The following is a 17,953-nucleotide window of genomic DNA, read 5'->3' on the forward strand; positions in this document are numbered from 1 at the left end:
GCACCCGAGAGCGCCTGACCGGAAGCCGGTGATGCCTGCCGGAGCGCCGGTGGTGATCCGTTTCTGCGACAGTCTTACCGTCGGGCGGTCACATCGGCGGCAGGGCACCCGGATGGGTCTGCTCGCGCACCGCGGCGTACTGCTGCCGTACCGCGTTGCCCAGCACCAGGTCGTCCCCGGGTTCCGTCACCCGGCTGCCGGACAGCACCGCGGACTCCCAGTGCGGCGGCTCCTGCGGCGAGGCGGTGCCCTCCTGCACGCCCAGCGCCCAGGCCGCCTGCCGGGCCGCGCCCAGCGCCGTGTAGTCGGCCGGCGGCGGCACCACCACCGGCACGCCGAACAGCAGCGGCGCCATCGCCTGCACCGCTGGCAGCTCGCCGGACGGGCCCAGCAGGAAGACCCGGCGCACCTGAACGCCCCGGCCACGCAGCAGGTCCAGCGCGTCGGCCAGGCCGCACAGCATGCCCTCGAAGGCGGCGCGGGCCAGGTGCTCGCGCTTCATGCTCTCGCGCCGCAGGCCGGCCAGCGTGCCGGCGGTGTGCGGCAGGTCGGGAACGCGTTCGCCCTCCAGGTACGGCAGCATCACCAGCCCGTGCGCCCCCGGCGTGGACCGCAGCGCCAGTTCGGACAGGCCCGCCAGGTCGGTGCCCAGCAGCTCCGCGGTGCCGCGCAGCACCCGCACCGCGTTGCGCAGCCGCACCACCGGCAGATGGCGGCCGGTGGCGTCGGCGAACGAGGTGATGGCACCGGTGGGGTCGGTCAGCGCCTGCTCGTGCACGGCGAACACGGTGCCGGAGGCGCCCAGCGAGACCGCGGCGTCGCCCGGACCCAGGCCCAGGCCCAGGGCGGCGGCCATGTTGTCGCCGGTGCCGGCCGAGATCAGCAGGCCCTCCGGGGTCCGGCCGGCCGGCTCGGCGGGGCTGAGCACCTCCGGCAGCCGGACCCGGTGGCCCAGCGCCATTTCGATCAGTTCCTCGCGGTACCCGCCGGTCGCCGCCGACCAGTAGCCGGTGCCGGAGGCGTCACCGCGGTCGGTGACGCGGCGGGCGGGCCGGTCCAGCAGCTGCCACACCAGCCAGTCGTGCGGCTGGAGCACCTCGGCGATCCGGTGCGCGGAGGCCGGTTCGTGCTGCGCCAGCCAGCGCAGCTTGGCGATCGGGTAGGCGGCCTGCGGCACCGAGCCGACCGCCTCGGCCCAGCCGGCCGGGCCGCCGAGCGACTCGGTGAGGTCGGCGGCCGCCAGCTGGGCCCGTTTGTCGTTCCACAGCATGGCCGGGCGCACCAGCACCCCGCCCGCGTCCAGCGCGATCAGGCCGTGCTGCTGGCCGGAGACGCCGATGGCCCGCACGCCCTCCAGCACGCCGCCCTTGGCCGCCTCGCCCAGCGACAGCAGCCAGGACTGCGGGTCGGCCTCGGTGCGGCGCCGGGTCGACTCGCCGCCCTCGTCGCCGTCGGCGGGGTGCGGTGCGTACCCCTGCTTGAGCACGGCACCACTGTCCGTGTCGCACACGATGACGGTGGTGCCTTCGGCTGAGCTGTCGATTCCGGCCACGATCCCCATGGGGCCGCATCATGCCGTACGAAACGGGTCAGCGGCTGCTGGTGCCCCAGTCGTCCTCGGCCCCGCCGGTCCGCTCGCGCAGGTACTTCACCCGTCCGGTGACCGATTCCGGCAGCTTGTCGCCGAACCGCGTGGTCACCCGGTCCGCCGCCTTCGACGCCAGCGCCAGCCCGTTCTGCCCCGCGGACTCCACGGTGTTGCGTACCGCCGGGTTCTGCGCGATCCCCCGGGCGGCCTTACGCAGCTGCTCGTACCGCTCCCGTCCGGCCCGTGCGCCCAGCACGTAGCCGACGGCTGCTCCGGTGATGAACGTCAGCCGGTAGCGCATGGCTCCACCCTTTCTTCGCTCGTCGTGATGCTTGGCGCCTACCCGCGGTGACCGGCGGACAACCCCGGCGATACGGGTTGGCGGAGCACCCCCCACCTTGCGCTAATGTATGTGGCGCAGCGACCACACGCCGCCCGGGAGACCGGCGGTGGGTGCATTCGAGGCATCCGATGCGTTCCCCTGTAGCTCAATTGGCAGAGCAGCCGGCTGTTAACCGGCAGGTTACTGGTTCGAGTCCAGTCGGGGGAGCTTCGGTCCCCTGTAGCTCAATTGGCAGAGCAGCCGGCTGTTAACCGGCAGGTTACTGGTTCGAGTCCAGTCGGGGGAGCACGACGCCAGGACCCCACCCGGGGTCCTTTTTCATGCCCGCGCCCCACCCGCCCCGGGCCGCTCGAACACCCTCCCCGCGGGGGTGAACCTCGTCACCGCACGCATGCGTGACCCCTGAGGGCGACAGATCGTATGAGCGGCTATGCTGCCGCTCAGTGCACGACACGCCAGTACGGGGCGGTAGCTCAGCCGGTTAGAGCAGCGGACTCATAATCCGTCGGTCGTGGGTTCGAGTCCCACCCGCCCCACCGCACACTGCGTCAGCTGAGACGTTATGACCTGCGCAGGCGTCAGGATCGGACGCCACGCCGAAGGCCGCCCCTGATGGCCGACAGGCTCGCGTGACCGACGGTGAGCCCGAGGTGAGCCCGGTGGTTCCCAGCGCCCTCGGCACGATACGTGCGGCCCGTTCCGCTACCTCGCGGTCGATGTTCGGAAGCAGGTTTGTGTACGTGTCCGACGTGAGCTGGATGGTGGTGTGACGCAGGACCTCCTTGATCGTGTGGAGGTCGGCGCCGCCCGCGTGCATGAGCGTGGCCGCCACATGGCGGAGATCTCGGAAGCCGATCGGAGGCAGGCCGGCGGCGCGTACGATGCGACGGAAGGCGGCTGACACCCCGTCCGGCTTCAGCCAGGCCCGTCCTCCTGCGTGAACACCTTGCCAGTGTTCTTCCAGGCGTCGCCGCACGTCAGCCGCAGCTCGTTCTGTCGGGTTCGGTTCCGGACTCCACACCATGATCGGGCTCGGAACTTCGCCGGTCTCCCGCCAGCGCCGGACGCGCTCCGGTGTCCACAGGACGCCCTTTGGGCGCTTGCCGTCACCGATGTGCGGCTTCCTGGCGGCGGGTTGTTGGTCAGGAACACCTCCAGCCACTCCGCCACGGTCATGTCCGACCGCAGGTCGACGCCGCCGTTGAGCTCGCGTCGTACCTCGTCCGCAGGCGGGATGTCCAGCTTCTTCGAGGTGACCTGCTCCAGGAGGTCGCCGATGCGGGCGCGGTCGTAGTCGCCGTCCTCCCCCTTGGGCGGAATCGCGAGGAGCGCGCGCACCTTGTCCACATCCGCCTGAGCGTCACCGGCGGAGTCGTAGCCGCTCCGCCGGAACGTCCGCCGGACCTCCTTGCCGTCCTCGACCTTCGGAGGCAGCTCCTGGCGCAGCCCCCAGGTGCCGTGGCGCTTCTGTTTGAACTAGGGGCATGATCGGCCGTACTGCTTCCCTGATTCGGGGTTCCGGCAGGCACACCGCCGGAACGTCGAGCCCTTCATGTCTTGTCCGCTTCTCTTTGACGTGATCTGTGGTTGGTCCGTCCGGCCACCGGCCTCGTCGGCGAGGTATCGGGGCAAGGGCGCGTAAAGGGTTGGCCTTCCCGAAGAGACCGGCTCGTCGGCGCAGCCGTGGGCCACCTCCGCCATGGTGAGGTCGGCGGCCCGTCGTGCTTCGCGGATCCCCTGGGCGATGCGGGCCGTGAGGGCGGTCGGCCATTGATCAGGTGTCATGGAAACACTTTGCGATCCGAAAAAGCGCTGCCGCAATGAGGTGATACACCTCTGGCGTCACTGTGATACCTACTGATCACCAGGGGGGCATCATGGCGGCATCTGCATTGTCCCGAGGGGCACGCGCGGGCCGGGAGCGAGCGCGGGTCTTCGCCCTCCTCGGATCGCGGCCGGAGAACCGTCGACCGCACCGGTTTCGCCATCGGTGATGGCGAGTCACCTACGGCCGCGACGGAGCGTCAAGCGTTCGCCGGGACCGCAGCGGCAACACGTGTGGCCTGCAGATGCCGGTCGCCGGCGCAGTGGGAACCGCGGGTCCCGGTCACCGGGCACCGGCCGCAGCGCGCCGGGTACGGGAGCACGGGGACCGGGTGTCGGAGCAACCTCCCCGGCACGGCGCCGGTTTGTAGGACGGCCGGGTCGTCCAGCAGACTGGGCCCCCTCCCGCGGCCGGTGGAGCGCGGGCGGATGACGGCCCGGGCGGTGGCGCGTGCACCACGCGAGCCGGCCGCCGGGGCGGGAGACGGGGTGCGGTGACCAGGATACGGATGTCGGACCGGGTGTTCCTCGCGCTGGAGTCCGCGGCCACCCCGCAGCACGTGGGGCTGCTGATGACGCTTGCCCCGCCGGCCGGCGCCGATCCGGGTCCGTACGCCCGGCGGCTGTTCGAGCGGCTGGTGGGCGCGCCCGTCGCGGCGCCCTTCTCCTACCGGCTGCGCCCGGCCGGTGCCGGCCGGTTCAGCCGCAGCTGGCAGGTGCTCGCCGACGAGGACGTGGATCGCTCGCACCACGTGCGCCGCCACCTGCTGCTCGCGCCGGGCGGTGAGCGCGAACTGCTCGACCACGTGGCGCTGGTGCACGCCCGCCCGCTCGAACCCGGCCGGCCGCTGTGGGAGTGCGAGGTGATCGAGGGGCTGGCCGGTGGCAGGCTGGCGTTCTACTTCAAAGTGCACCATGCGCTCACCGACGGGCTCGGCCTCCAGCGGAGCATGCGGCGGATGATCGGCGTCGACCCGCTGGACGAGGGCACCGACGCGCCGTGGGGCGCGGAGTGCGGAGCGGGCACGCCGGAGCCGGCCGGGGGCGAGCCGACCGGTGCGGGGGGCAGCGCCGCCGGGCTGGGCCGGGCCGCGTTGACGATGCTGGCCGGGCTGCGCGCGGCGGGCGACCCGGCGCGCGCCGTGCCGTTCGTGGTGCCGCGCTCCCCGGTCAACGGCGCGGTCGGAACCACGCGGTCGGTGGTGACCAGGACGTACGGCCTGGACCGGTTCCGGGTGACGGCCAAGGCGGCCGGCGTGACGGTCAACGACGTGCTGCTGTCGGTGTGCGGCGGCGCGCTGCGGCGCTCCCTGCTGGAGCTGGGGCGGCTGCCGGAGCGCTCGCTCACCGCCGGCACCCCCGTCTCGACCCGCCGGCCGGGTGATACGACGACGGCCAACGCCTTCGCCCTGACGGTGATGAGTCTGGGCACCGCAGTCGCGGACCCGCTGGAGCGGCTGCGGACCGTGGCGCGCTCCAGCGCGATCGCCAAGCGGGAGCTGGGTGGCCTGCCGCAGGGGTCGGCGGGCCTGTACGGCGCGCTGTTCACCTGGCCGTTCGTCGCGCAGAACCTGCTCGGGGCGGGTGGCGCGACCCGGCCGCCGTACAACGTCGTGGTCTCGAACGTGCCCGGTCCCGCGGTGCAGGAGTACGTGGCGGGCTGCCGGGTCGAGGGGCTGCATCCGCTGGGCAGCGTCTGCCACGGGGTGCGGTTGTTCGTGGTGGCCCGCTCCGGCGCCGGGCGCTTCGACCTCTCCTTCCTCGGGGACGGCGCGCTGCCGGTGCCGCTGGACGAGGTGGGCGACCTGGTCGGCGACGAACTGCGGTGTCTGGAGCGGGCGGTGGGGCGCACGGGTGCCGTATGCCGGTAGCTCACCCCGGCGTCGACGCCCCGTCATCGATGCTGCCCAGGAATGTCGGACGGTGCGTCAAGTGCCGCTGGCATCAGCTGGATTGCCTGGCTCGCAGGAGCATGATCAGCCTAGTATGACGGGTGGTCATGTCATGTGGACACGAGGCGACGGGGGTTCTGGGCTGATGCACGGCGGCACCGGAGAAGCGGGGGACCCGACGGAGCCGTTGCAGAACCGGGTGGAGACCCCGGCCTATCTCTACGATCTGGCCGCCGTGCGCGGCGCGTACGGGCAACTGCGTGGTTGTCTTCCGGAATCCTCCGGGCTGCTCTTCTCCCTGAAGGCCAATCCGCACCCGGCGGTACTGCGGCAACTGGCCGCGCTCGGCTGCCGGGCCGAGGTCAGTTCGCCCGGTGAGATGGAATCCGCCGTGGCGGCCGGATTCCGCGCCGACGGCATTCTCTACACCGGTCCGGGTAAACGCGACCGCGACGTCGTGCGGGCCCTGGAAGCCGGTGTCCGGCAGTTTTCCGTCGACTCCCCTTACGCGCTGGACCAGTTGGACCGGCTGGGCCGCGCCGCGGCGACGGAGGTCACCGCGCTGCTGCGGGTCAACCCGCCCGTCCCGCCGGTGGGCGCCGGGCTCGCCATGACCGGCGGGCCCTCGCAGTTCGGCGCCGACCTGTCGTGGGTCGAGGAGGAGCCGCAGTTCTTCAAGAGCCGTCGCCACGCGCGGGTGGCCGGGATCCACCTCTACATGGGCAGCAACCTCACCAGCGAGGAGACGCTGCTCGCCACCTTCCGGTACGCGCTGGAGGTGGTCCGCCAGGTCGAGGCGGCGCTGGACGTGCGGCTGCCGGTGGTGGACCTCGGCGGCGGCTTCGGCGCGCCCTACGCCGTCGAGGGCGCCCTGCCACGGTTCACGACGCTGCGCGGGCGGCTGGAGGAGCTGCTCGCCGCGGAGCTGCCCGGGTACGGGGCGGGAGAGCGGCAGGTGGTGTTCGAGTCCGGCCGCTACCTGACGGCCGGCTGCGGACGGCTGCTGACCCGGGTGCTGGACGTGAAGCGCTCGCACGGCCGCCGCATCGTCGTGCTGGACGCCGGGGTCAACGACCTGGGCGGCATGTCGGGCCTGCGCAAGGAGCACCGGGTCGACCCGCAGCTGCTCCCCGGCCCCACGCCGCACCGGCCGGCCGGGCAGGAGCCGTCCGGCGCGACGATCGTCGCCGGCCCGCTGTGCCACCCGCTCGACGTGTGGACCCGGGACGGCGCCCTGCCCGGCGCGGCGGTCGGCGACCTGGTCACCGTGCCCAACGTCGGCGCCTACGGGCTGCACTCGGCGCTGGCGCTCTTCCACTGCCACGCCATGCCGCTGGAAGTGGTGGTCGACGGCGAGCGGGAGGTCGAGCGCGGCCGGGCCTTCCTGGGCCGCGAACGGATCACCCCGTGATCACCCGGGCCGCCGACCACCACCTCGTGCGGCCCGACCCGGCGGCCGAGGCCCCGGCCGTGGTCGAGGTGGCGGCCGGCGGCCCGTTCGTGGTCGTCATGCGGGACGATACCGCGCTCTGCGTGCGGGAGTTCGGCCACCGCCTGGGGATCCGCGGCACGGCGGCGGCGTCCGGGCTCGCGGAGGCGTACCACGGCTTCCAGCACGACACGAGGGACGCCCTGCGGGCCGTGGCGCGGTACCCCGGCGGGCTGGTCTTCCACGTCGTCGACCCGCTGTGCCTGGAGGAGGCCGTCCGCCGCCGGGCCGGGGACGGGCCGCTGATCAGCCTCGACCCACTGGTCGAGCGGGGGGTGGCGCCCCTGCGGGTCTCCCGCGGCTTCCTGCTCGGCGGGCGCGAGGCCATCGGCCTGGTGCCGCGCCCCGGTGCCGCCCCGGTGGCCGAGCAGATCGCGGCGCTGCCCCGGGACCCGGCCGGGGCGGGCTGCACCCTCGTCGAGGACGACATCTGCACCGGCGAGACCGTCGCCGCCGTTGTCCGCCTGCTCGGGGCGGCGGGCCGCCGGGTACACCGGGTCGTCCCGGGCGTCCGGCTGGACGCGGCGGCGTGCCCCGCCGTGCCGGGCGCCGTCCTCGACCCGGTCCTGGAGTACCGCACCACCGGCGGCGCGCCGGGCGCGCGGGCGGTGGAGCTGGCCGATCCGCGCAACTTCCTGCTGGGGCTGTCCGGGCTGGTGGTCCGGCTCCCGGACGGGACGTGGGGCCGGGCCCCGTACTGGCTGCCCTTCGTGCGGACCTCGGCGCGCGCCGGCGTCCCCGCGGACCGCGACGAGGAGTTCGCCCTGCGCGTGCTGGGGGCCAACGTGCGGTTCTTCGAGCGGGCCGAGCGGCTGGCCGGCCGCCCGGTGCTGGTCGGTGACCTGCACCCCGCGGTCCGCCGGCTGCTGGAGTCCCTGCGGCTGGCGGACGCCGGCCGCCCGGTCCGCCCGCTGATCGGCGACCTCGCGTCGGGGCTCGGCGCCTGGACCGAGCGGATCGCGGCGCACGCCACCGGCACGCTGACGGCGTCGGCGGTCCGGTGACCGCGCCCGGACTTTTCGACACCGTGCTGCTCGACGTCAACGGCACGCTGGTGCCCTCGGTGGCCCGCCCGCCCGAGCAGGGGCCGGCGCTGCGCCGGTTCCGCGCCCTGGTGCGGCGGCTGACCGCGGCAGGGGTGCGGGTCGGGCTGTGCTCGGACTCGCCGCTGGAGCAGCTGCGGGAGCTGGGGACCGGCATCGGGCTGGAGGCGGCGCCGGGGTTCCCGGTGATCGCCGAGAACGGGAACGTGGTGGCCGACGGCGCCGCGGTGCGGGTCGTCACCCCCTTCCCGGCGCTGCCGCAGGTGCGCGCCGAGGTGGAGCGGGCCGCCGTCGCGCACGGCCTGCGCCGGGCCGCGGACGTGACGGCGCCCGAGTTCGGCGGCGGTCCGCCGGCGCCGGGCACGTGGGCGTTCGGGGCGAACCGGCGCGCGTCCGCCGGGGTGTTCGGCCCGCCGGACTTCGTGCGCGACGCCGCCCGGTGCGTGGCGCTGCGGTGCGGGGACGACGGCGTCGAGGTCTCGGTGGGCCTGAGCCCCGACGGGTCGTGCGCGGGGATCCACCCCTACGCGCCGGCCGAGCTGGGCAAGCGCACGACCCTGGCCCGGCTGGCCGGGGAGCGGGGCCGGCGGGTCCTGATGGTGGGGAACTCACCGGCCGACTGGATCCCCGGCGTGCCGGGCGTCGCCTGCGCGTTCGTGGCCGACGACTCGGTGCCGGACGACGTGCGGGACGCGGCGTGGTACGTCTCGCCCGGGGAGGACCTGGAGGGTGTCGTGGACATCCTGGGCCGGGTGGTACGACGGGCCGTGCCGCGGGGCGCGGCCCGGTCCTGAAGGAGGGGAACGGATGCGACGGGTCCGAGTGGGCGTGGTGGGCTGCGGGATGATCGCGCAGCTGGTGCACCTGCCGCACCTCACCGCGCTGCACGAGCGGTTCGAGGTGGCGGCGGTCTGCGACCGGGAGGAGGACCTGGCGCGCACGGTGGCCGGGCGGTTCGGGGTGCCGCGGACGTACCCCGGGGTCGAGGAGATGCTGGCGGGGACGCCGGACCTGGACGCCGTGGTGGTCCTGACCCTGGACCACGTGGCCGCGGTGCTGGCCGCCCTGGAGCGGGGCAAGCACGTGTTCACCGAGAAGCCCCTCGGCTACACGCTGGCCGAGATCGAGCAGGTCGTCGCCGCCTCCGAGCGGACCGGGGCCTCGGTCATGGTCGGGTACATGAAGCGGTACGACAGCGGGGTGCGCCGGGGGCTGGAGGAGATCGCCCGGATCACCCGGCCCGTCATGGCGCGGGTCCACCTCGTGGTGGGCCCGCGGTACGGCAACTGGATCATCCCGGAGCTGGCCGACGTCACGCGCTCCCCGGCCGCCGCCGACCCGGGGCCGGACCCGCGGCGCGCCCGGGTCGTCGAGGAGTTCGGGGCCGCGCCGCAGCGGATCCTGGAGGTCTACATGGACATGTTCGGGGTCTGGAGCCACGACGTGAACCTCTACCGGGCCGCCTTCCCGGCCGAGCCGGTCTCCGTCAAGGCGCACTGCTCGCCGGACGGGACGGCGCTGACCGCGACGCTCCAGTACGCCGACGGGTTCCAGTGCGTCTTCCAGGGCGCGTCCACCGGGGTGCACCGCTTCGAGGAGAGCCTGACCGTCTGGGGCGAGGACCGCACGGTGACGGTGGACGTCACCAACCCGTTCCTGCCGAACGCCCCCTCCACCGTGCGGATCTGGCGCGACGAGCCGGCCACCGGGACGGACGCGCGGGGCGCGGCCCGCGAGGAGGTCGTCACCGGGTCCTACGAGGAGGCGTTCAGGGCGCAGCTGGTGCACTTCCACGAGTGCGTCACGACACCGGGGGCCCGGCCTCTGACGGACGCGCGGGAGAGCCTGCTCGACACCCGTCTGATGATCGGCATGGTGCGGGCGGCGGCGGACTGACGACCGGTCGGCCAGGTCGGGTGGGGCCGGGCGGGGGACTCCCCACTCGCCCCCGACCGCCCCCGACCGCCCCCGACCGCCCCCGACCGCCCCCGACCGCCCCCGACCGGGCCGAGACCCTGCTGGCCTGGCTGCGGCTGATCGACGAGGCCGGGCTGGACGTCCCGGTGTGGTGCGTCACCAGCCGGGCTGTCGCCACCGGCCCGCACGACACGGACGTCGACGCGGCGACGGCCGGCGTGTGGGGCCTGGGCCGGGTCGCCGCCCTTGAACGCCCCGCCACGTGGGCCGGTCTGATCGACCTGCCCCCGTCCCCCGACGAGACCACCCGGCGGCGGCTGGCTGCTGTGCTCACCGGAGCCGCCGGGCCGGAGGACCAGATCGCGGTACGCGGCAACAGCCTGCTCGGCCGACGGCTGGCCAGGACCGTCCTGGCGCCCGCCGCGACCTCGCCACTGAGCGGCACGGTACTCATCACCGGGGGCACCGGCGCCCTCGGCGGCCATGTGGCACGCCGTATCGCCGCGCGCGGTACAGCGGTCCTGGTACTGGTCTCCCGGCACGGCATGGAGGCACCCGGCGCGGCCGAATTGGTCTGCGAACTCGAAACCCTCGGTGCCGACGTGCGCGTGGTGGCCGCCGACGCCGCCGACCGGCCGGCGATGGCATTCACCGAGTTCACCGACTACCGGCACCGAGTCTTTTCGGTCCACGACGGCATGATCTATTCGATGCCGATCAACCTGGGCATCATATGCAGCTATTTCGGAAGAGCGCTGTCGCCGACCGAGGCCCGCGCGCTGATCCGTACACAGGCGCCGGAGGGGCTGGATACCGGCACCCTGGAGGGGAAGGCCGTCTCCTCGATCGGCCGTCCGCTCTACGAAGCGTTCATCCGGAACTACACCGCCAAACAATGGCAGACCGACCCGCTCGAATTACCGGGCGAGACGATCGGGCGGCTTCCGGTCCGTTACACCTTCGACAGCCGGTTTTCTCGGATACCTACGAAGGACTTCCGCTCGACGGCTACACGGCTTGGATGACGCGCATGTCCGGGCACCCGAACATCGAGGTCCGTCCCGGCACGGACTTCTTCGACGAGCGCCCCCTGAAGGACGTGCCGATCGTCTGCACGGGACCGATAGACCGGTATTTCGACTTCCGCGAGGGACGCCTTGGCTGGCGCACTCTCCGATTCGAGACCGAGGTTCTCCCGGTCGGGGACCACCAGGGGACGTCGGTGATGAACTACGCGGATGCGGACGTCGACTTCACCCGGATACACGAGTTCCGTCATCTGCACCCCGAGCGGGACTGTCCGGCGGACCGGACCGTGATCATGCGTGAGTTCTCCAGGTTCGCGGAGGAGGGCGACGAACCCTACTACCCCATCAACGCGCCGGCCGACCGCAGGGCGCTCGCGCGTTATCGCAAGCTGGCGCAGGCGGAGCCAGGCGTCTTCTTCGGCCCGTCCACCGTCACGCCGGCGTGAAGTGGACCACGATGCGGCCCGGGTTGGCCGGGTCCGTCTCCAGGCGGTCGTAGAGCTTGCGGATGTGCTTCTGGCCGAGGAAGGCGAGGACGCGTTTGCGGAGCTGGCCGGTGCCCTTGCCGGGGATGATCTCCAGGGCCGGTTCACCGGTGCGGGCCGCGCGGAACAGGGCCTCGCGCAGGGCGAGTTCGATGTCGCGGTTGTTGCGGAAGATCGGGTGCAGGTCCAGGGAGATCAACGCGTTCGCCTCCAGGCGGGACGCCCGGACCGGGGTCGGTCGGGGCGGCACAACGGGATCGTAGGCCCCGATCCGCCTCGTCCGCCCCGGCGACCGGAACACCACCGGCCGGCTGTTCCCCTGCCTGATGTCCTTCGGCGCCCTCGTACGCCGGAGCGCCCCGGCACCCGGCACTCCGTGCCTCGGTCCGGCCCCGCCGTGCGGCCCCGCGCGGCCCCCGCCGCCTACTCCGCCGCCCCCTCAGCCCCGCGCGCGGGCCCCGCCGACGCTCCCCGCACCACGAGGTCGTCCAGCAGCTCACGCGTCGCGTCGGCCACGGCGGTCACCGCGCGGTCGAACGCCTCGCGGTTGTGCGCGGCGGGGGAGCGGAAACCGGAGACCTTGCGGACGTACTGCAACGCGGCGGCGGTGATGTCGTCATCGGTGGCCTGCGGCGTCGCCGGCGGGCGGAGGGTCTTGATACTGCGGCACATGCCCCCAGTGTGCGACCCCCGCGCCACGAACCGAAAACGCCCCCCGCACCCCGCCACCGGAACACCGCCTCCGGAGCACCCGCCCGGCCCCCGTAGCGCCGGCCCCGGAGCGCCGCCCCCGCCCCCAGCCGCCCCCCTCAGGCCCCGGCCGAACCCACGCCGAACCCCCTCAGACGCACGCCACACCCCCGCCCGGCCCCGACCAAACCCCCCTCACCCGTGCAAACGCACCGGCAGGCGCTTGTGGCCGTTGGAGATGAAGCCGCCGACCGGTTCCAGCTGGTCGGCCGGGACGGCGAGCTTCATGTCGGGGAAGCGGTCGAAGAGCGCGGGCAGGGCGATCGCCGCCTCCAGCCGGGCCAGCGGGGCGCCCAGGCAGAAGTGGACGCCGTGGCCGAAGGCCAGGTGTTCCTTCTCGGCCCGCAGGACGTCGAACTCGCCGGCCGTCTCGCCGTGGAAGCCGCGGTCCAGGCCGGCGCCGGCGTAGTTGGCGAGGATCGCGTCGCCCCGGGGGATGGTCACCCCGTCCAGCTCGATGTCCTCCACCGCGTACCGCAGCGGCAGGTGGGCGATCGGCGCGCGGTAGCGCAGCGCCTCCTCGATGACGTCGTTCCACGACGCCTGCCCGGAGCGGACCAGGGCGAGCTGGCCGGGGTGGGTGAGCAGGGCGTGGATGGCGTTGTCGATGAGGTTGACGGTCGTCTCGTGCCCCGCGCCGATGACCAGCAGCAGGGTGTCGATCAGCTCGTCCTCCTGGAGCCCGGTGCCGTCGTCCTCGTCGCGGGTGCTGATCAGCAGGCTGGTCATGTCGTCGCCGGGCTCGGCGCGCTTGAGGGTCAGCAGGTCGGCCAGGCAGGCGTACATCTCGTGGAAGTTGGCCAGCGCCTCCTGCGGGGTGAGCGAGGTGTCGAAGACCCCGTCCACGATCCGGCGCAGCCGGTGGCGCAGCTCTCCCTCCGGCACGCCGAACAGGTCGCAGATGACCTGGATCGGCAGCGGGTAGGCGAAGCCCTCCCGCACGTCGGCGGTCGCGCCGGCCGGTGTCGCGGCCAGCCCGTCCACCAGGGCCCGGGTGAACTCCTCGACGCGCGGCTGGAGCGCGGCGATCCGCCGGGCGGTGAACGCCTGCGACACCAGCCGGCGCAGCCGCCGGTGGTCGTTGCCGTAGGCGGTGAACATGTTGTTCACCCCCACCCAGCTGAACAGCGGCCAGTCCTGCTTGACCTCACCGGCGGCGAAGGCCCGCCAGTGCTGCCGCGGGTCCTTGGAGACCCGCGGGTCCACCAGCAGCTTCTTCAGCAGGTCGAGGCGGCCTACCGACCACGCCACCACCTGGCCAGGAAGCTCCACGGGCGTCGCGGGCGCCCGCTCGGCGATCCGGACGGCCTCGCCGGAGACGTCGGCTCCTGCGGTGTCGAGGACGTGCGGGGTGCGGTGGCCGGGCTGGAGGATGCTGTCCATCTGCTGTCTCCGGAATGCTCGGGGGAAGTCTCGGGGGGCAGTACGGGACGGACCGGGGCGACCGGCGGGAACCGTACCGGCAGGGCGGTCAGCGACCGGTGGAACGGTCCCTCCCGCCAGGTCAGCGCGCCGACGGGAACGGCCAGTTCGACGTCGGGCAGCCGGTCGAGCAGCCGCTCGATGGCGACCGAGGCGATGATGCGCGCCTCACGCTGGGCGGGGCAGCCGTGCGGTCCGGCGCTCCACGACAGGTGGGCCCGGTTGCCGGCCCGCTTGTCGTTGATCAGGGTCGGGTCGGTGGTGGCGGCGGCGAAGCTGATGATGATCGGGGTGCCGGCGGCCAGGACGTGCCCGTCGATCTCCACGTCCTGGAACGCGTAGTGCGGGGCGAAGTTGGCCAGCGGCGGGTCGGTCCACAGCACCTCGTCGAGCGCGTCCTCGACCGGCAGGCTGCCGCCGTTGAGGCTGCCGCCGAACCGGTCGTCGGCCAGCAGCAGCCGCAGCGCGTTGGTGATCAGGTTCTGCTGCGGCTCGGTGCTGGCGCCGATCATCACGACCAGCTGGTCGATGAGTTCGGCCTCGGTCAGCTTCGACTCGTGCTGCGTCAGCCAGGTGACGATGTCGTTGCCCGGCTCGGCGCGGCGCAGCGCGATCAGGTCCATCACCGCCTGGCCCACCATGGCGTTGGCGGCCTCCGGCTCGATGCCGTCGTACATGTTGCGGATACCGGTGTAGAGCCGGTCGCCGATGTCCGGGGTGGAGCCGAACAGCTGGGTGACGACGCGCAGCGGCAGTTCCTTGGCGTAGTCGCCGAGCAGGTCGGCCTCGCCCTTGTCGGCGAACCGGTCGATGATCGCGTCCGCGCTGCGCTCGATCGCGGCGCGCAGCGCGCCCGGGTCGATGTTGCGCAGGCTGTCGTCGATGGCGCCGCGCAGCCGCCGGTGCTCGTCGCCCTCGGCGAAGAAGGCGTTGGGGCGGTGGATCATCATCGGCAGGATCGGGCTGTCGGCCGGGATCCTGCCCTCGTTCAGCGCCTTCCAGCGCCGGGCGTCCTTGCCGAAGGCGTCGGTGCCGCGCAGCACCCGCAGCGCCGCCTCGTAGCCGGTGACCAGGGTCGCCTCGACGCCCGGTGCCAGCTCCACCGGTGCGAACGGGCCGTTGGCGCGCAGCCGTTCGTACGTCGCGGCCGGGTCCTGGGCGAACTGCGGCCCGTAGAGCTTGGCCGCGCCGGCGTGCGCGGGGCAGCCGGGCGGCGGGACGGGGCCGTCGGGGGTGGCGGGGTGGGTCACGCGTGCTCCTGGGTGTTGCGGGTGTACAGGTACTGGACGAGCGAGATGAGGGCCTGGGTGGACGAGCGGGTGTCGCGCGCGTCGCAGGTGACCAGCGGGATCTCGGGCAGCAGGTCGAGGACCTCGCGCAGGTCCTCCTCGGCGAACACCGGTGCGCCGTCGAAGTGGTTGACGGCGACCGCGTAGGGCAGCCCGTGCTCCTCCAGCAGCCCCATCACGTCGTAGGAGTGCTCCAGGCGCCGGGTGTCGGCGAGCACGAGGGCGCCGAGCGCCCCCTGGGTCATGTCCCGCCACAGCTGGGTGAAGCGCTGCTGGCCGGGGGCGCCGAACAGGTAGAGCACCAGGTGCTCGTTGAGGGTGAGCCGGCCGAAGTCCAGCGCGACCGTGGTGGTCGTCTTGTGCGGCACACCGCCCAGGTCGTCGGTGTGCGCCCCGGCCTGCGACATGGTCTCTTCGGTGCGCAGCGGCCGGATCTCCGACAGGGTGCCCACGAACGTGGTCTTGCCCACGGCGAAGTGCCCGACGACCAGCAGCTTGACGGCCGTCTGCACGGTGTCGGGCAGATACACGTCTTCAGAGGCGAGCGCGGAGCCCATCGAGGACCTCCTGAAGGATCTTGATGTCGGGTAGTTCGGCGGACGGTATGGGCGAACGGGTCAGGATGTGGCCGCTGTCGACCAGGTCGCCCAGCAGGACCTTGGTGACGCTGACCGGGATCTGGAGGTGGCCGACGACCTCGGCGACGGACAGCGAGCCGCCCCGGCACAAGGCCATCACCCGGCGTTTCTCCGGGCTGAGGCCGGCCAGGTCGCCGCCCTGGGCGGCGCTGACCAGCGTCACCAGGTCGAAGGTGTTGCGGGTCGGGTGGGCGCGGCCGTCGGTGATCACGTACGGCCGGACCAGCCCGCGCTTCGCGGACCGCGGCGTCACGCAGGCCTGCCGGCGTCCTGACGCGGGGGACTGGTCAGCTCCTTGCCGAGCCGGTCGACCAGCTTGTGCATCCGGAAGGTGACGGCCTCCATGTCGACGTCGGCCGAGGCGGACACGGCGAGGTAGGCGCCGGGTCCGGCGGCGACCAGGAAGACGAAGCCGTCGGCGAACTCGATCAGCGTCTGGCGCCAGGTGGTGGACGGCCGGTCGGTGAACTCCGCGGTGCTGCGGCTGATCGACTGAAGGCCGGAGAGCGCGGCGGCCTGACGTTCGGCCTCGTCGCGGCTGATGCCCTTGGAGTGGGCGCGCAGCATGCCGTCGGCGGACAGCAGGATCGCGTGCCGTGCCTCCGGTACCGACAGGGCGTCGTCGAGCATCCATCCCAACTGGTCGTTGAGGGTGCCGCCGTTCGCCCGTGCGGACACGTTCGCGTTCATGCCTGGGAGTTCCCTTCGAGGTCCGTTGAGTCCGTGGAATCCGTGGAGTCCGTGGCGTCCGATGCGCAGGAGCGGCCGGACCGGGTGCCGCGGGCGAACGCGCCCATGATGGCGGCGGCCTCCGACGCCGAACGCCCTTGCGGCGCGGCGGGTTCGGCGGGCTCGGGGGCCGGGTTGACGTTCTCGGCCAGCGGCTGACGCCGGCGGCGCTTGGGCAGGCCCAGCGCGGTGGCGGTCATCGGCTCGGCTGCCGGCCCGGAGGCCGGATCGGGCTGCGTCCCGGGCTGTGCCGCGGGCTGCGGGGCCGGGGCGGGCGGCTGCGCGGCCGCGGGCTCCGGTGCGGGGGCGGACGCCTGCGCGGGCTCGGGGGCCGGGGCCGCAGCCGGGGCGGTGCGGCGGGTGAGGGGCGGGCGTATCGGGGCCGGCGGCGCCGGGACGGGCCGGGCCGCCGGGACCGAACGGGGGGTGTCGTCCTGGACGCGGGTCAGCAGCGCGGTGGGCAGGAAGACCACCGCGCGCACCCCGCCGTAGGGCGACTGGGTGTCCACCGAGACGCGGAAGCCGTAACGGTCGGCGAGGATGCCGATGACGGCGAAGCCGAACTGCGGCGGGTCGCCCAGCTTCTGGATGTCCACCGACTGCTGGCCGGCCAGCAGCTGCTCGGCCCGGTGGATCTCCTGCTCCAGCAGGCCGACGCCCGCGTCGTCGATGACGATGGCGACGCCGTTGTGCGCATGCTGGAGGTTGACCTGCACCGAGGTGTTGGGCTGCGAGTGGCGGGCGGCGTTGTCCAGCAGCTCCGCGACGGCCAGCACGATCGGCTCGACGGCCCGGCTGGTGACGGCGACGTCGACCTGCGAGTGGACCTGGACCCGGCGGTAGTCACGGATGCGCGAGGTCGCGCCGCGCACCACGTCGACCAGCGGGGAGGCGGCCCGCTGGCGGCCGGGCCAGGAGCCGCACAGCACCGAGATGGCCTGCGCGCGGCGGCCGAACTGGGAGTTGGTGTGGTCGATCTCCAGCAGGTCGGCCAGGACGTAGGGGTCGTCGTGCCGCTCCTGCATCTCGGAGATGGCGAGCTGCTGTTCGTTGGCCAGGCCCTGAAGGGCGCGCATCGAGGACTTCAGCGCGCTCTTGGCCGAGACGTCGGCGCGTTCGCGGGCGGTCTCGGTGCTGCGGGCGAACAGGTCGAGCACGGTGTGCAGACCGGTCGCGAACGCGGAGCCGGCGAGGCGGCCGTGCAGCAGTCCGGGGACCACCGGGCGGCCGGTGAGGCTCTCCATCAGGGCCGGCAGCCGCACGGCGGCCAGATGACGTACCTCAGCGTCCCGCGCGCGCACGTCGTCCTCGAGCACCTTGACCTTGCCGCGCAGCCGTGCGGTGATGCGCCGTTCGCGTATCAGCAGGACCACGACGGCCAGTGCGACGGCCAGGAGGCACCAGAACACCGCCTCCGGAATGTCTCGTGTCATCAGATCCTCGTTGGCGCAGATTCTGTTTTGTGGAAGCTCAACGGCATTCGCGCATCTTCGCCACGTTTCGTGGGGTTTCGCGG

At 73.2% G+C, this 17,953-nt stretch carries 15 protein-coding genes, 3 tRNA genes and 2 pseudogenes; 9 read left to right on the forward strand and 11 right to left on the reverse strand.

The window, feature by feature from the left end; all coding sequences use genetic code 11:
• Positions 1-88: 88 nt before the first annotated feature.
• Together POF43_RS01810 and POF43_RS01815 are read right to left on the reverse strand one after the other, a co-directional pair.
• Positions 89-1,561: an FGGY family carbohydrate kinase gene (locus tag POF43_RS01810; RefSeq protein ID WP_271318355.1), complete on the reverse strand. Its 1,473-nt coding sequence runs from the start codon at positions 1,559-1,561 to the stop codon at positions 89-91.
• A gap of 28 nt (positions 1,562-1,589) precedes the next feature.
• Entirely contained in the window at positions 1,590-1,889 is a 300-nt protein-coding gene (locus POF43_RS01815; RefSeq protein ID WP_271318354.1) for a YtxH domain-containing protein, read from the reverse strand.
• A 176-nt stretch (positions 1,890-2,065) separates the two neighbouring features.
• Between POF43_RS01815 and POF43_RS01820 the strand changes: the two genes are divergently transcribed.
• The 3 genes from POF43_RS01820 to POF43_RS01830 all read left to right on the forward strand — a co-directional run bounded on the left by POF43_RS01820 (position 2,066) and on the right by POF43_RS01830 (position 2,467).
• Positions 2,066-2,138, forward strand: a tRNA-Asn gene (locus tag POF43_RS01820).
• Positions 2,139-2,144: 6 nt separating this feature from the next.
• Positions 2,145-2,217, forward strand: a tRNA-Asn gene (locus POF43_RS01825).
• Between the two features lie 176 nt (positions 2,218-2,393).
• Positions 2,394-2,467: transfer RNA gene (locus POF43_RS01830), tRNA-Ile, on the forward strand.
• 134 nt (positions 2,468-2,601) lie between these two features.
• On the opposite strand, the pseudogene POF43_RS35375 reads toward POF43_RS01830, so the two are convergent.
• Positions 2,602-2,900 (reverse strand): annotated as a pseudogene (locus POF43_RS35375) (tyrosine-type recombinase/integrase); the annotation flags it as partial.
• Positions 2,901-4,249: 1,349 nt separating this feature from the next.
• Between POF43_RS35375 and POF43_RS01845 the strand changes: the two are divergent.
• The 6 genes and pseudogenes from POF43_RS01845 to POF43_RS01870 all read left to right on the forward strand — a co-directional run bounded on the left by POF43_RS01845 (position 4,250) and on the right by POF43_RS01870 (position 11,570).
• Positions 4,250-5,626 (forward strand): wax ester/triacylglycerol synthase family O-acyltransferase, encoded by a 1,377-nt coding sequence (locus POF43_RS01845; RefSeq protein WP_271324406.1) that lies wholly within the window; start codon positions 4,250-4,252, stop codon positions 5,624-5,626.
• Positions 5,627-5,792: 166 nt separating this feature from the next.
• Entirely contained in the window at positions 5,793-7,058 is a 1,266-nt protein-coding gene (locus POF43_RS01850; protein ID WP_271315857.1) for a type III PLP-dependent enzyme domain-containing protein, read from the forward strand.
• The gene (locus POF43_RS01855) at positions 7,055-8,140 is read left to right on the forward strand and encodes a hypothetical protein (RefSeq protein ID WP_271324407.1); all 1,086 of its coding nucleotides are present in this window, start codon (positions 7,055-7,057) and stop codon (positions 8,138-8,140) included. The genes POF43_RS01850 and POF43_RS01855 overlap by 4 nt, the downstream gene beginning before the upstream one ends.
• Positions 8,137-8,973 carry an HAD family hydrolase gene (locus POF43_RS01860; RefSeq protein WP_271324408.1) on the forward strand — a complete coding sequence of 279 codons (837 nt, stop codon included), beginning with the start codon at positions 8,137-8,139 and terminating at the stop codon, positions 8,971-8,973. The genes POF43_RS01855 and POF43_RS01860 overlap by 4 nt, the downstream gene beginning before the upstream one ends.
• A gap of 13 nt (positions 8,974-8,986) precedes the next feature.
• Positions 8,987-10,075 (forward strand): Gfo/Idh/MocA family oxidoreductase, encoded by a 1,089-nt coding sequence (locus POF43_RS01865; protein ID WP_271315854.1) that lies wholly within the window; start codon positions 8,987-8,989, stop codon positions 10,073-10,075.
• A gap of 20 nt (positions 10,076-10,095) precedes the next feature.
• Positions 10,096-11,570, forward strand: a pseudogene (locus POF43_RS01870) (UDP-galactopyranose mutase).
• Here the strand turns inward: POF43_RS01870 and POF43_RS01875 are convergent.
• From POF43_RS01875 to POF43_RS01910, 8 genes are all read right to left on the reverse strand, one after another.
• Entirely contained in the window at positions 11,557-11,859 is a 303-nt protein-coding gene (locus POF43_RS01875) for a Smr/MutS family protein (protein ID WP_271318560.1), read from the reverse strand. The pseudogene POF43_RS01870 and the gene POF43_RS01875 sit on opposite strands and share 14 nt — an antisense overlap.
• 173 nt (positions 11,860-12,032) lie before the next feature.
• Positions 12,033-12,281 carry a DUF2277 domain-containing protein gene (locus POF43_RS01880; protein ID WP_282698447.1) on the reverse strand — a complete coding sequence of 83 codons (249 nt, stop codon included), beginning with the start codon at positions 12,279-12,281 and terminating at the stop codon, positions 12,033-12,035.
• A 213-nt stretch (positions 12,282-12,494) separates the two neighbouring features.
• Entirely contained in the window at positions 12,495-13,613 is a 1,119-nt protein-coding gene (locus tag POF43_RS01885; protein ID WP_271318332.1) for a cytochrome P450 family protein, read from the reverse strand.
• Positions 13,595-15,031: a cytochrome P450 gene (locus POF43_RS01890; protein WP_282704365.1), complete on the reverse strand. Its 1,437-nt coding sequence runs from the start codon at positions 15,029-15,031 to the stop codon at positions 13,595-13,597. Before POF43_RS01890 ends, POF43_RS01885 begins: the two co-directional genes overlap by 19 nt.
• Entirely contained in the window at positions 15,028-15,627 is a 600-nt protein-coding gene (locus POF43_RS01895; protein WP_271325869.1) for a GTP-binding protein, read from the reverse strand. Before POF43_RS01895 ends, POF43_RS01890 begins: the two co-directional genes overlap by 4 nt.
• Positions 15,605-15,961, reverse strand: a complete 357-nt coding sequence (locus POF43_RS01900; protein ID WP_271325870.1) for a DUF742 domain-containing protein — start codon at positions 15,959-15,961, stop codon at positions 15,605-15,607. The genes POF43_RS01895 and POF43_RS01900 overlap by 23 nt, the downstream gene beginning before the upstream one ends.
• Positions 15,958-16,398 carry a roadblock/LC7 domain-containing protein gene (locus POF43_RS01905; RefSeq protein WP_271318603.1) on the reverse strand — a complete coding sequence of 147 codons (441 nt, stop codon included), beginning with the start codon at positions 16,396-16,398 and terminating at the stop codon, positions 15,958-15,960. Before POF43_RS01905 ends, POF43_RS01900 begins: the two co-directional genes overlap by 4 nt.
• On the reverse strand, positions 16,395-17,870 hold the full coding sequence (locus POF43_RS01910; protein WP_282698449.1) for an ATP-binding protein: 1,476 nt from the start codon (positions 17,868-17,870) through the stop codon (positions 16,395-16,397). The genes POF43_RS01905 and POF43_RS01910 overlap by 4 nt, the downstream gene beginning before the upstream one ends.
• Positions 17,871-17,953: the final 83 nt, after the last annotated feature.

The organism is Streptantibioticus silvisoli (genome assembly GCF_027947535.2).
In the GTDB taxonomy this organism is placed as follows: Bacteria; Actinomycetota; Actinomycetes; order Streptomycetales; family Streptomycetaceae; genus Streptantibioticus_C; species Streptantibioticus_C silvisoli.